The organism is Enterobacter genomosp. S, from assembly GCF_001631805.1.
In the GTDB taxonomy this organism is placed as follows: Bacteria; Pseudomonadota; Gammaproteobacteria; order Enterobacterales; family Enterobacteriaceae; genus Enterobacter; species Enterobacter quasihormaechei.
The window spans coordinates 216844-229642 of record NZ_LVVA01000023.1 but is presented as its reverse complement, the minus strand read 5'-3'; the positions used below and the strand labels follow the sequence as shown (position 1 = coordinate 229642).

13 protein-coding genes are annotated in these 12799 nt (G+C 57.1%); 3 read left to right on the top strand and 10 right to left on the bottom strand.

Annotated features, from left to right (window positions below):
• Positions 1–15: 15 nt before the first annotated feature.
• Entirely contained in the window at positions 16–885 is an 870-nt protein-coding gene (gene pldA / locus A3466_RS20895; RefSeq protein WP_063452178.1) for a phospholipase A, read from the bottom strand.
• Between the two features lie 160 nt (positions 886–1045).
• Here pldA and yigI point away from each other — a divergent pair, with 160 nt between their 5' ends.
• Entirely contained in the window at positions 1046–1513 is a 468-nt protein-coding gene (gene yigI, locus A3466_RS20890) for an acyl-CoA thioesterase YigI (protein WP_063452177.1), read from the top strand.
• Positions 1514–1564: 51 nt separating this feature from the next.
• Positions 1565–2461 (top strand): EamA family transporter RarD, encoded by an 897-nt coding sequence (gene rarD, locus A3466_RS20885; protein ID WP_063452176.1) that lies wholly within the window; start codon positions 1565–1567, stop codon positions 2459–2461.
• Between the two features lie 83 nt (positions 2462–2544).
• Here rarD and corA read toward each other — a convergent pair whose 3' ends face one another.
• From corA to lptM, 8 genes are all read right to left on the bottom strand, one after another.
• Positions 2545–3495: a magnesium/cobalt transporter CorA gene (gene corA / locus A3466_RS20880; protein ID WP_003860807.1), complete on the bottom strand. Its 951-nt coding sequence runs from the start codon at positions 3493–3495 to the stop codon at positions 2545–2547.
• 150 nt (positions 3496–3645) lie between these two features.
• Entirely contained in the window at positions 3646–3702 is a 57-nt protein-coding gene (ysgD, locus tag A3466_RS23755) for a YsgD/CorL family protein (protein ID WP_212743980.1), read from the bottom strand.
• Between the two features lie 149 nt (positions 3703–3851).
• Positions 3852–6014 carry a DNA helicase II gene (gene uvrD, locus A3466_RS20875; RefSeq protein WP_063452175.1) on the bottom strand — a complete coding sequence of 721 codons (2163 nt, stop codon included), beginning with the start codon at positions 6012–6014 and terminating at the stop codon, positions 3852–3854.
• A gap of 79 nt (positions 6015–6093) precedes the next feature.
• Positions 6094–6810, bottom strand: a complete 717-nt coding sequence (gene yigB / locus A3466_RS20870; RefSeq protein WP_063452174.1) for a 5-amino-6-(5-phospho-D-ribitylamino)uracil phosphatase YigB — start codon at positions 6808–6810, stop codon at positions 6094–6096.
• Positions 6810–7712, bottom strand: a complete 903-nt coding sequence (xerC, locus tag A3466_RS20865; RefSeq protein WP_063452173.1) for a tyrosine recombinase XerC — start codon at positions 7710–7712, stop codon at positions 6810–6812. The genes yigB and xerC overlap by 1 nt, the downstream gene beginning before the upstream one ends.
• Positions 7709–8416 carry a DUF484 domain-containing protein gene (locus A3466_RS20860; protein WP_063452172.1) on the bottom strand — a complete coding sequence of 236 codons (708 nt, stop codon included), beginning with the start codon at positions 8414–8416 and terminating at the stop codon, positions 7709–7711. The genes xerC and A3466_RS20860 overlap by 4 nt, the downstream gene beginning before the upstream one ends.
• Positions 8413–9237, bottom strand: coding sequence for a diaminopimelate epimerase (gene dapF / locus A3466_RS20855; protein ID WP_022646661.1), 825 nt, complete (start codon positions 9235–9237; stop codon positions 8413–8415). Before dapF ends, A3466_RS20860 begins: the two co-directional genes overlap by 4 nt.
• 35 nt (positions 9238–9272) lie before the next feature.
• Entirely contained in the window at positions 9273–9476 is a 204-nt protein-coding gene (gene lptM / locus A3466_RS20850) for an LPS translocon maturation chaperone LptM (protein ID WP_006812373.1), read from the bottom strand.
• Positions 9477–9611: 135 nt separating this feature from the next.
• Between lptM and cyaY the strand changes: the two genes are divergently transcribed.
• On the top strand, positions 9612–9932 hold the full coding sequence (gene cyaY / locus A3466_RS20845; RefSeq protein ID WP_003860816.1) for an iron donor protein CyaY: 321 nt from the start codon (positions 9612–9614) through the stop codon (positions 9930–9932).
• A gap of 91 nt (positions 9933–10023) precedes the next feature.
• Here the strand turns inward: cyaY and cyaA are convergent, their stop codons facing one another.
• Positions 10024–12567 carry a class I adenylate cyclase gene (gene cyaA / locus A3466_RS20840; protein ID WP_063452171.1) on the bottom strand — a complete coding sequence of 848 codons (2544 nt, stop codon included), beginning with the start codon at positions 12565–12567 and terminating at the stop codon, positions 10024–10026.
• Between the last annotated feature and the right edge of the window lie 232 nt (positions 12568–12799).

The following is a 12799-nucleotide window of genomic DNA, read 5'->3' as shown; positions in this document are numbered from 1 at the left end:
AAACATTCGAGCAGCTTAGAAAATATCGTTCAGCATGACGCCCACACCAACGCGGGTCTGGTTGAAGTTGTAGTCGATCAGCGATTCGCCGTAGCCGCTATACACCTGGGTATAGAGACGCACGTGTTTCGTCACCGGGTAGCTAAGGCCCAGCTCAGCGCCGCCGTATCCGGTGTTCCAGTTGTACTGACCTTTGGCGCTCAGCACCGCGTCACCCAGCTGATAGCCCACCTTAAGCTGATAGTAGCCCATGTATTTGGTGATATCCGGGTTGTCATCGGTGCTGCCCACCACGTACCACGGCTTCACTTCCACCATGAAATTGCCGTTCTGCGCCATCAGACGCGTATAGACGCGGTTCCAGCTGCGTGAGGTTGGGTCGGAACGACCGTTGGAATCGTGGTTATAGCCCACTTCTACGTCGCGCAGCGTCCAGCCTGCAAACTCATAATCGGTGGCGAAACCGAGGAACAGCTGCGGCTCATAGTTGGTTTCGCGGAACGGTGAAGATTCGCCGCTGTTGGAGAGCTGCCACCATGACTTCTGCGTGTAGGACGCGCCAAGCACCGAGTTCGGCCCCAGGATGCCGCGCCAGAACGGGAAAGCGAGGCTGAGCTGGAACTTCACCTCATCTTTACGCGCATTATCAGACCAGTTATAGGAGCTTATCGCCTCTTTGTTGAGATCGCTGGTCTGGGTGTAGATCACGTAGTTGGTGTCATAGGGGTATAGCGTGAACGGATTGTCGTGCTCCTGAAGCATATTGGCGATGATACTGCCCTGAACCGCAGGTTTATCATGCACTTCTTTGATCGTCGCTTCCTGCGCATATGCTGTGAGGGGCAGCGCAACCGCCGCCAGTAACCAACCCAGATACGTCCGCATCGGTGGTGTTCTCCTGAAATTGTGACATTTAATGAATAGTTTTGTCTGCGCATTCTACAGACTTCTGCGGTAACTTCCGATTCCTCGTTTCTTAAAGTGGCATTCCTTTATCCTGAAGCATAAAATCAACATTTTATTAACAACAAGGATGCCACGTCTGATGTCAGCCACGCTAACCGCCGAAGAAACATTAAAACTCGTGGGCGAGATTTTCGTGTACCACATGCCGTTTAACCGTGCACTGGGTCTTGAGCTGGAACGATACGAAAAAGACTTTGCTCAGCTTAGCTTCAATAATCAGCCAATGATGGTGGGCAACTGGGCGCAAAGCATTTTGCACGGCGGGGTGATTGCCTCTGCGCTGGACGTGGCGGCCGGTCTGGTGTGCGTGGGCAGCACGCTGACGCGCCACGACACCATCAACGAAGATGAGTTACGCCAGCGCCTGTCGCGCATGGGAACCATCGATTTACGCGTCGACTACCTGCGTCCAGGACGCGGAAACCGCTTTACCTGCACCAGCAGCCTGCTGCGTGCCGGGAATAAAGTTGCCGTTGCCCGCGTTGAGATGCATAACGAAGAGCAGGTTTATATCGCCAGCGCAACCGCCACTTATATGGTGGGTTGAGGCGGCAAATTCGGGTAAAATTGATTCACTTTTTTGTAACGGATTTTCCCGATGGATGCTAAACAGACGCGGCAGGGCGTTTTACTCGCTCTTGCCGCTTATTTTATTTGGGGTATCGCGCCGGCGTACTTCAAGCTTATCGCCTATGTCCCGGCGGACGAAATCCTCACCCACCGCGTCATCTGGTCGTTTTTCTTTATGATCGCGCTGATGAGCATCTGCCGTCAGTGGTCAGGCGTCAAAACGCTGCTGAAAACGCCGAAGAAGGTCTTCCTGCTCGCGCTTTCCGCAGTGCTGATCGGCGGCAACTGGCTGCTGTTCATCTGGGCTGTGAATAACCATCATATGCTTGAAGCGAGCCTGGGGTACTTCATTAACCCGCTGGTGAACATCGTGCTGGGGATGATTTTCCTCGGCGAGCGCTTCCGTCGGATGCAGTGGGTGGCGGTGATTCTGGCCTTCTGCGGCGTGCTGGTGCAGCTGTGGACCTTTGGCTCGCTGCCGATTATCGCCCTCGGCCTGGCGTTCAGCTTTGCCTTCTACGGCCTGGTGCGTAAGAAGATTGCGGTGGAAGCGCAGACGGGCATGCTGTTTGAAACCTTGTGGCTGCTGCCGGTCGCGGCAATCTATCTGTTCGGTATTGCTGACAGCGCCACCAGTCACATGGGCAGCAACCCATGGTCGTTAAACCTGATGCTGATGGCCGCAGGCGTGGTCACGACGATTCCCCTGCTGTGCTTCACCGGCGCGGCAACGCGTCTGCGCCTCTCCACGCTGGGCTTCTTCCAGTACATTGGCCCGACGCTGATGTTCCTGCTGGCAGTGGTATTTTACGGCGAAGTGCCGGGTGCGGATAAGATGGTGACCTTCGCCTTTATCTGGGTAGCGCTGGCCATCTTTGTTGCGGATGCGATTTATACCCAGCGCAGGACCCGCAGAGGGGTGTAGTGCTTTATTACCGGATGGCGGCTGCGCCTATCCGGCCTACAAGATCTGTAGGCCCGGAAAGCGTAGCGCCACCGGGCGAATTCTCAAAGCCAGTTCTTCCGCTTAAAGTACAGATACGGCGCCAGCCCGGCGAGGATCATAAAGATAATCGCCCCCGGGTAACCAAAGCTCCACTTCAGCTCCGGCATAAACTCAAAGTTCATCCCGTAGCTGGACGCCACCAGCGTCGGCGGCAGGAACACCACGGAGACCACCGAGAAGATCTTGATGATGCGGTTCTGCTCGATGTTGATAAAGCCCATCGCCGCCTGCATCAGGAAGTTGACCTTCTGGAACAGGGATTCGTTGTGCGGCAGCAGGGATTCGATATCGCGTAAAATCTCACGCGCCTGCTCCAGCTGACCGCCCGGCAGACGCGCCTTGCGCACCAGGAAGTTCAGCGCGCGCTGGGTATCCATCAGACACAAACGCACCTTCCAGCCGATATCTTCCAGCTCTGCCAGCGTGGACAACGCTTCGTCGTACTCATCGCCCTGATGGCCTTCCATGATCACGCGGCTCAGCTTTTCCAGGTCGCTGTAGATGTTTTCGATTTCATCCGCCAGCTGTTCGATTTTGGTTTCGAACAGATCCAGCAGCAGCTCATAGGCGTTTCCGTCCATCATCGCCTGGCTGCGGGCGCGCATGCGGTAGAGACGAAACGCCGGCAGTTCGCGCTCGCGCAGGGTGAACAGGCGGCCATCGCGGATGGTGAACGCCACGGTAGAGTTCCCCGCGTGGTCTTCGGCATCTTCAAAAAAGAAGAAAGAGTGAATGTGCAGGCCGTCTTCGTCTTCAAAAAAACGGGCGGACGCTTCGATGTCTTCCAGTTCCGGGCGTGTCGCCAGGCTTTGCCCCAGTTCAGATTGTACGCGAAGGCGTTCATCGTCGTCCGGCTCGACCAGATCCACCCATACGGCATCAATGAGGGGCTGTGACTCTTCGGCTTCAAGCCGAGTCAGTCGGTTATTTTCGAGTTGAAATGCGCTCAACATGACCGGGACTCCCAATGCAAAAAATATCGGACAGTTCGGTGGGCACACAGAAACAAATTGGGTTTCAGACCATTAAACAGCCTGACTCAGCGCGACGGGAAAAATGCAGTCGCTGACAACCACTAAGGCCATCAGCAAGAGGAGATAGCCTTAGGAGTTGTTCCTGGATGACAGGGAATTGAGCCAGTATCTACTGGGTGTGTCCAAGGCGAATGTCCTCTTAGCGTAATCGTGCGCGCATGTTACGCCAGCAATAACTGTGGCGTCAACACGCAACGGAACGCTGAAGGGCATTAATTGACCTTCAACGTATAAGGCTAGCAGATTATTACAAAATAGTGATATTTTTCTGGTAGTTACACACTTTCCAGCCTGGCATAGGCTGCCACCAGCCATTTGATCCCCTGCCCCTGAAACGCCACCTGCAAACGGCTGTGCTCGCCGCTGCCTTCCAGGTTGACGATGGTGCCTTCGCCAAATTTAGCATGGCGCACGCGCTGGCCCAGCTTGTACCCGGTGTCGGTTTCAGAGATCGGCGACCCCATACGCTGATGGCTGACCGGACGGCTGATGCTGGCGCGCAGGCGCACCTCTTCCACACACTCTTCGGGCAGCTCGCCGATGAAGCGCGACGGACGGTGATACACCTCTTTCCCATACAGGCGGCGGGTTTCCGCATAGGTCAGGGTCAGCTTCTGCATCGCACGGGTCACGCCCACGTAGGCCAGACGACGTTCTTCTTCCAGACGTCCGCCTTCATCCAGCGACATCTGGCTCGGGAACATGCCTTCTTCCATCCCGACGATAAATACCTGCGGGAACTCCAGACCTTTGGCGGAGTGCAGGGTCATCAGCTGAACCGCATCCTGCCAGGTATCGGCCTGCCCTTCCCCCGCCTCCAGCGCGGCGTGGGAGAGAAATGCCTGCAACGGCATCAGATCTTCGTCTTCTTCGTTGTAGCTGAACTGGCGCGTTGCCGTGACCAGTTCCTCTAAGTTCTCTATACGGGTCTGCCCCTTTTCGCCTTTTTCCTGCTCGTACATGGTGCGCAGGCCGGAATCTTTGATCACCCGGTCGGTCTGTACGTGCAGCGGCATGTCGGCGGTTTCCTGCGCCAGCGCGTCAATTAACTCCAGGAAGCGCTGCAACGCGCTGGCGGCGCGTCCGGCGAGGGCTTTTTCCTGCAACAGCTCGCGGCACGCCTGCCACAACGTAAGCTGACGATCGCGCGAGGCCTGGCGCACCACGTCCAGCGTGCGATCGCCGATGCCGCGCGTCGGCGTGTTCACCACGCGCTCAAACGCCGCGTCGTCGTTGCGGTTGGCGATCAGACGCAGATACGAGAGCGCATCTTTGATCTCCTGACGTTCGAAGAAGCGCATACCGCCATAAATACGGTACGGCATGCTCACCTGCAACAGCGCCTCTTCCAGCACGCGCGACTGAGCGTTGCTGCGATAGAGAATGGCGCACTGCTCCAGCGCGCCGCCGTTGTCCTGCCAGGTTTTAATGCGGTTCACCACGAAGCGCGCTTCGTCGAGTTCGTTGAAGGCGCAGTAAATCGAAATAGGTTCGCCGTCGACGCCGTCGGTCCACAGCTTTTTACCCAGGCGCCCGTTGTTGTTCTCAATCAGGGCGTTGGCCGCGCTCAGAATATTGCTGGTTGAGCGGTAGTTCTGCTCCAGACGGATGGTTTGCGCGCCGGGGAAATCGTTGAGGAAACGCTGGATGTTCTCTACCTGCGCGCCGCGCCAGCCGTAGATAGACTGGTCGTCATCGCCTACGATCATCACCTTGCCGGTATCACCGGCCAGCAGGCGGATCCACGCGTACTGGATGTTGTTGGTATCCTGGAATTCGTCCACCAGGATGTTGGTGAAGCGTTCACGGTAGTGTTGCAGGATATGCGGTTTGTTGAGCCACAGCTCGTGGGCGCGCAGCAGCAGCTCGGCGAAATCCACCAGGCCAGCGCGGTCGCACGCTTCCTGATAGGCCTTGTAGACGTTCTGCCAGGTTTGCTCGACCGGGTTGCCGAAGCTCTGGATATGGTGCGGACGCAGCCCTTCGTCTTTCTGACCGTTGATGTACCACATCGCCTGACGCGGAGGCCACTGCTTCTCGTCGAGGTTCATCGCCTTGATCAGGCGCTTCAGCAGGCGCAGCTGATCTTCGCTGTCGAGGATCTGGAAATCCTGCGGCAGGTTGGCGTCCATATGGTGCGCGCGCAGCAGACGGTGCGCCAGGCCGTGGAAGGTGCCAACCCACATGCCGCCCTGGCTGGTGCCCATCAGCTGTGCGATACGGTGGCGCATCTCTGCCGCCGCCTTGTTGGTAAACGTCACGGCCATAATCGAATACGGCGAGCAGTTCTCCACGCTCTGGAGCCAGGCGATACGGTGAACCAGCACGCGCGTCTTACCACTGCCCGCTCCAGCCAGTACCAGCAGGTTTGTACGCGAGGCGGCAACCGCATCACGTTGTTTATCATTAAGGCAGTCGAGCAGGTAAGAAACGTCCATTGGCACCGTCACGTCATGTCGGGCAGGCAAATGTTTCCATTCGCCAAAACCCTGTTAATTTATACAGAACAATTGATGATTATATCAGCGTCGTGAGGGATGCCAACCGTGAAATTTCCACGTGCGGCAGAAGACGGCTGTCCAGGGTGGCCATCAGATCGGCGTTTTCCGGCTTGATCCAGCAGGCCTGCATACCGCAGCGGATCGCCCCGGCAACGTCCGTGGTCAGGTCATCGCCCACGTGCAGGATTTCGCCGAGCGGCAAATCCAGTTTTTCCGCCGCCAGGTGATACATATCGTTAAACGGCTTCGAGCGCCCGTGCGGACCCGCGCGCAGCACGAACTGAAAATAGTCACCTAAGCCGAACAGCTCGGGCTGAGCGTTGCCGTTGGTGATGGCCACCAGCGGCCACTTACTGGCCAGTTTCGCCAGCGTGTCGTGCGTCTCCTGCGGCACATCGATGCGGCTGCGCCATTTGGCGAAGTTTTCCATGGCCGCTTCGGCACCCGTGGCCGCATCCTGCGCGCTCAGGCCGGCGTTGAGCATCGCCTGCTCAACCGCCCGGCGACGCCATTCGGTCACGTCGTGGTAAATCTCCGGTTCGGTTTCCCGCAGGGACTGACGCAGCTGCTGGAAGTCTTTGTTCTGCATCGCTTTCAGCGCAGGATGGTAGTTCTGCACAAACGCCAGCGACTCCTGCTCGGTACGCAGGATCACCGGACGGTTATCGTAAAGAGTGTCATCAAGGTCAAACGTCAGGGCTGATATCTGGCCGAGTGGGCGGTAAAAACGCATTATTTCCCCCGTTTGGCGCGTGGATGCGCCGCGTCATACACCGAGGCAAGGTGTTGGAAGTCTAAATGGGTATAGATTTGGGTGGTCGACAGATTCGCGTGGCCGAGCAGCTCCTGCACGCTGCGCAGGTCGCCGCTTGATTCCAGCATGTGCGTCGCAAAGGAGTGGCGCAGCTTGTGCGGATGCACGTGGCTGTTCAGCCCCTGCTTGATGCCCCACTCCGCAAAGCGTTTCTGCACGTTACGCGCGGAGATCCGCTTGCCAAGCTTCGACAAAAACAGCGCATCTTCTTCGGCGCCAAACAGCCCGCGCAGATCCAGCCAGTGCTCAATCCAGGAGACGGCGTTGCGGCCAATCGGCAGGCGGCGCTCTTTGCTGCCCTTGCCCATCACCCACACTTCGCCCGTTTCCAGGTCGAGATGTTTTATATCGAGATTGACCAGCTCGGACAGACGCAGCCCGGCACCGTACATCACCTCCAGCATCGCGCGGTCGCGCACGGCGAGCGGATCGTTAAGATCGATATCCAGCAGGCGATTTACGTCGTCGACGTCGATATTTTTCGGCAGATGCCGTGGGGCTTTTGGCGTGGCGATCCCTTTTGCCGGGTTAGCTTTCAGCTTGCCCTGGCTAACCAGCCAGTCGAAAAAGCTGCGCAGGGCAGAGAGCCGGAGCGCCAGGCTCGCCGGGCTTAAGTTTTTTTTACGGCTACGCACGACGAATCCGCGTACCGTGGCGGCGTCACATTGTTGCCAGCTTTTCAGGCCGATTTCATCGGCAATCTGCATGATGGCATCAAGCTGACGCTGATAGTTGAGCAGCGTAATGGGGCTAAGCTGGCGCTCTACGCCCAGGTAGCGCAGAAAGCGCGAGACGTCAGTGGCGAGCAGAGCGTCCGTCATACGCGCTCAATCCAGCGCTCCAGCAGCTCAGGCAGCATCAGGGCGATTTCCTGTAGCAGCTGCGTGCCCTGCCCCTGCTCATAATGATGCGCATCGCGGCTGGTAAATAACACCACGCCCAGGTCACCCTCACGTCCCATCAGCGACATCGCCACCGAGCCAATAGCTTTGGCTTCCGGCAGCACCACCAGCAGCTCTGGTCCGTTAAGCGGCCCCAGATAGTGGTGCTCATGGCCCAGACGCTGAATGCGCAGCGGCTCAAACGCCTGACGGCTAAGCGCCAGATGGGTAAACCCGGACGGCGCGCCAATGCGCCAGCGGTCAGGGAACAGACGAATCGTTGCGCCTGCCAACCCCAGCTCGCGCGCCCAGCGGTGGAAACGGTTGAGAAACTCTTCGAGACTGTGCGCAGACGCCAGGCGCGCCTGGAGGTGCAGAAGACGGTGGAACAGGCTTTCGTTATTGCTGGCCTGCTCCATCAGCAGCGTCATGTTCTCTTCGAGCTGATGGATGTGATTGCGCGAGCGCGCCATGTGCCATTCAACCAGCGACACGGTCTCGCGAACCGGATGCGGCACGCGCATCCGTTCGACGACGCGTGCATTGCGGATAAAAAACTCAGGATTGTGCAGCAGGTAATCCACAACGGCGCTGTCGTCCAGCTCCGTTAAGGGTTCCCGCAGTTCTTCCCCTGGTTGCTTCATAGATGGATAAACCCGTCATAAACATGTGTCGCCGGGCCAGTCATGTACAGTGGATGACCCGCTCCTTTCCAGGCGATATCAAGACGCCCGCCCGGTAATTCCACGCGAACCTCTTCTGCCAGTAACCCCTGCGAGATACCCACGGCCACCGCCGCACAGGCACCGCTTCCGCAGGCCTGGGTTTCCCCCGCGCCGCGCTCGTAAACCCGCAGGCGAATATGTTCACGCTTCACCACCTGCATGAAACCGATGTTCGCCCGCTCCGGGAAGCGCTCGTGGCTTTCCAGTACCGGGCCGAGCGTTTCGACCGCGGCGGTTTGCACATCATCCACCTGAATCACGCAGTGCGGGTTACCCATTGAGACAACGCCGCACAATACTGTCTGCTCGGCGGCGCGCATAATATAGGTCTTTTCCGCTTTGTTTGCGCGAAACGGCACGGCAGAGGGCTCGAAGTTTGGCTCGCCCATGTTCACGCGCACCAGTTCGTCGTCGGTGACACTGAGCACCATCCGACCGTTGGCGGTGCTGACGCGGATATCGCGCTTGTTGGTGAGCCCTTTTAGCCGAACAAAGCGGGCAAAACAGCGCGCGCCATTGCCGCACTGGGACACTTCGCTGCCGTCGGCGTTAAAAATGCGGTAGTGAAAGTCCAGGTCAGGATCGTAAGGAGGCTCCACCACCAGCAGCTGGTCAAACCCCACGCCCACGTGTCGATCCGCCAGACGACGGATCAGTTCCGGGGAGAAAAAGACATTCTGCGTTACCGCGTCGACGACCATAAAGTCGTTGCCAAGGCCATGCATTTTAGAGAACTGCATCATTTGCTCCATTGCGCGGGTACAGAACGTAATCGTCAGAGATTGACCTGAGTCGGGCCACCGTTATTGCCGCGATCGTTGGTATCCGGCGTAGATGACTCGATACCACTTTGCACCGGTTTTGTCGGCGGTGGTGCGTTTTTATCCTCTGGCGGGAAGTAAAGTGGTCCCTTCAGTCCACAGCCGGTCAGGCTAAACAGAGTGACAAGAACGGCAAGCGTTCGAAAGACGTTTTTCATGTAGAGGTTGCCCGTAAGTTCAAATCTGTTTCTATCATCGCAGGAGAAGACACAAAAGCAAGAGTTTGCCGCTTTCCTGCAACGGGAATTATTTAGCGTTATACTGCCGCCATCACGAAAAACAGGAATAAAACCATGAACGACAGTGAATTTCATCGCCTCGCCGATACCCTGTGGATGACCATCGAAGAGCGTATCGACGACTGGGACGGCGACAGCGATATCGATTGTGAAATCAACGGCGGGATCCTGACCTTAAGCTTCGAAAACGGCAGCAAAATTATTATTAACCGTCAGGAGCCGCTTCACCAGGTGTGGCTGGCGGCTAAACAGGGCGGTTATCACTTTGACCTGAAAGGTGACGAGTGGGTATGCGATCGCAGCGGCGAAACGTTCTGGGATCTGCTGGAACAGGCTGCAACCGCGCAGGCGGGCGAGGACGTGAGTTTCAGGTAGTTTTGTTGCCCGGTGGCGGCTGCGCCTTACCGGGCCTACAACGGCTCGGACCGTAGGCCGGGTAAGCGTAAGCGCCGCCCGGCGAAAAGGCTCAGGAGAAATACTGCTGCAACAGCGGTGCGGTATCCTGATTCGCAGGCGCCGCAGGGGTAATTGCCTGCGTACGGAACGGGATCACCTGCGCCCGGCCATCTACGTTCACAATCTGGTAGAACTGCGGCAGGTTGAAGTTGATAAAGCTTGAGCCGTAGGTAAAGCGATCGTGCGAGGACGAATAGAAGCGGCTGACGTCGCGCACCAGCTCCTCTTTACTGCCTTCACAGTGGTGATACACCTCGGCGCGGTTGGTTTCATCCAGAATGTAGATATTAAACCCGGCGTTATCGCCCGACTCTTCAAAGAAGAACTGAATGATCCCTTCACTGGCAAAGCCATCCACCACCTGTGGCAGCTTAACGTGGTTAGTTTCCACCTGAACCGACAGGCCATGCAGCTTGTTGTGCGAAATCGCGCCGTAGAATTCAATGGCGTTTTCCAGCTTCTGCACCGACACGTTCAGGCGCTCAAAGAACAGGCCCCAGGTCTGGCCGGAGACGCGCAGCGCTTTAAAGCGCCCGGTTTCCTGGCGGGTGCTGGAGAGGCGCAGTTCAATGCACTCAGACACCAGCTGCTGCACGCGGGTACGAATCAGGCCGCGCAGATGCTGGCTGTAGCAGAACACTTCCACGCTGTCCGGCGGCGCGGCGTCCTGGTGCATCTTGCCGAGAATGGTTTTCAGCGCTTCGATCATCGCCTGCTCGCCGTTGAAGTGCAGGGTTCGCACTTCGTTCCACGAGTTGCGGTACAGCAGATCCACGCTGCCCACCAGGCAGTTTTGCTGCTCGCCGAAGCTAAAGACGTCCAGCTTGCGGAAGTCAAAGTGGACCACCTGATTGCGGAAGGCCGCCGTCGGGTCGTATTCCAGGTTGACGATGATCGCCAGATGGCGGATCTCACACGGGCTGTAGAGCGCTTTTGGCGTCGGCGCAGGCAGGCGCAGCGGGAAGTGGTGCGAGACGTCCGCCACCATCTCCTGCAACTTGGCTAAATCGACTACCTCGTTGCCCTTGATAAACAACCGGGTGCGTGAGGTGAGGAGGCCGTTAAACCAGGCCCAGGCCACCAGCTTGTTCAGGTAGCGGTTATATTCCAGCGGCTGATGGCTGATGATTGAATCCATGCTTGGCGCACGGTTGTACAGATACCACCCGGTGCGGTTTGCACGGCCCGGCGGCACGTAGATAAAGGTCAGATTCGGCTCAGACAGGTCAGGCGAAATCTGTGGGTTAACCAGCGTAACCTTGCCCGGCAACGCTTCAAACGCGGCGTATAGCTTACGGGTTAACACCCCGATATCCTGTGGGCTGGCAGAAACGCTAAGGTTGTTACGGCGGGCAAAGCGGATCAGGTTGCGGTAGCTCTGCATCATCGCATCAAGCAGTTCGTTGTGCGCCTCGCGCACCTGATCGATCTTCCAGTTGGCGCGGTTGTCGAGCATGGCGAGACGCGCTTCGTCCCATCCCCACTCTTTGACTAACTGGCTGACCACTTCACGACGCCAGCCAACGCAAGCGCGCTCACGGCTCAGTTTTTCACAGACTTTGAGATAGAAACATCGACGCACCAGGTCAAGACGCGTGGTGTCATCAATGGCCGTCAGGTATTCGGTGACGCGTTCGAGCATCATGCAGTAGGCATCAAGCCCGTAGGAGACGATCTCCCCGTCGTGCAGACGCTGCTTAATGTCTTTCGCCAGCAGACGCGGCGTAGGGTATTCCCAGGAGTAGGCTTCCAGCAGCAGGGTTTTCAGCACCGCTTTATACGGTGAATCAATGCTCTTATAGAGCTGCCAGAGGCTTGCGCCAAAGTACTCTTCGGCGGACAGGGAGCTCAGGCCGCCCAGATCCAGCCACTCGTTTGGCGTCAGAACGCCCTGCGAGTAAAGCGACATGACGTAGTCGTCATAATTCTCTTCTTCATCGCACGGCACCATATTCCACAGAATACGTTTCCCGGCCAGGCGAACGGCGGTACGGTAAAACTCATCCAGCAGCAGAATGTGCTGAGTCGAGCCGCAGTCTTCACCACCCAGACTGCCGCTTTCGTTATGGCGGAAACGGTTTTCATCAATCAGGAAGAAACTCACTTCCACGCCGAGCGACGCCGCCCAGCTCTCCAGCAGGCTGCATTTACGCTGCAACAGCTGGCGCTCTTCATTGTCGAGCCAGGACTGATGGCAGACCCAGATATCCAGGTCAGAAGAACAGCTTTGCCCAACCGATGAGGTGCTGCCCATGGAGTAAACCCCGGTAATCGGCAGCTCGCCTTTCGGCGAATCCTGCGGCGGCATACCACGGTAAAGCTCGAGTTCGGTCAGGTAATGCTGTTGGGTTTCATCAGGCGTGAAGAGGCAAATGCCCTGGGGAACGTTACCATCAAGGTAACCCGGCATTAGCGGATGGTGATAGTGCAACAATGTCGGCAGTAGACTGTATACCTGCTGGAAAGCAGGGCCCATGGCAGCAAGCGCGCGATCCACGCGCAATTGATTGATGGCATCCAGTCTCTGTTTCAGAGTCTCAATATAGAGGTACAAGACGTATCGCCTGATGTTTCCGGGTGTCGCACGCCAGTCAAAACAAAAGCAGCGGACCCGCAGTATTTCAAAAAATAACCGTTACCCTTCTTTCGCCTTTTGCTTTTCTGGTGGTACAGACGAAAAAATGGTCTAAAACGTGATCAATTTAACACCTTGCCGGTTGACCGTAAAGAAAGATGCGCTACATACAAGTGTAGCACCGTTCTGTACGTGTAAATTCCTGAATACG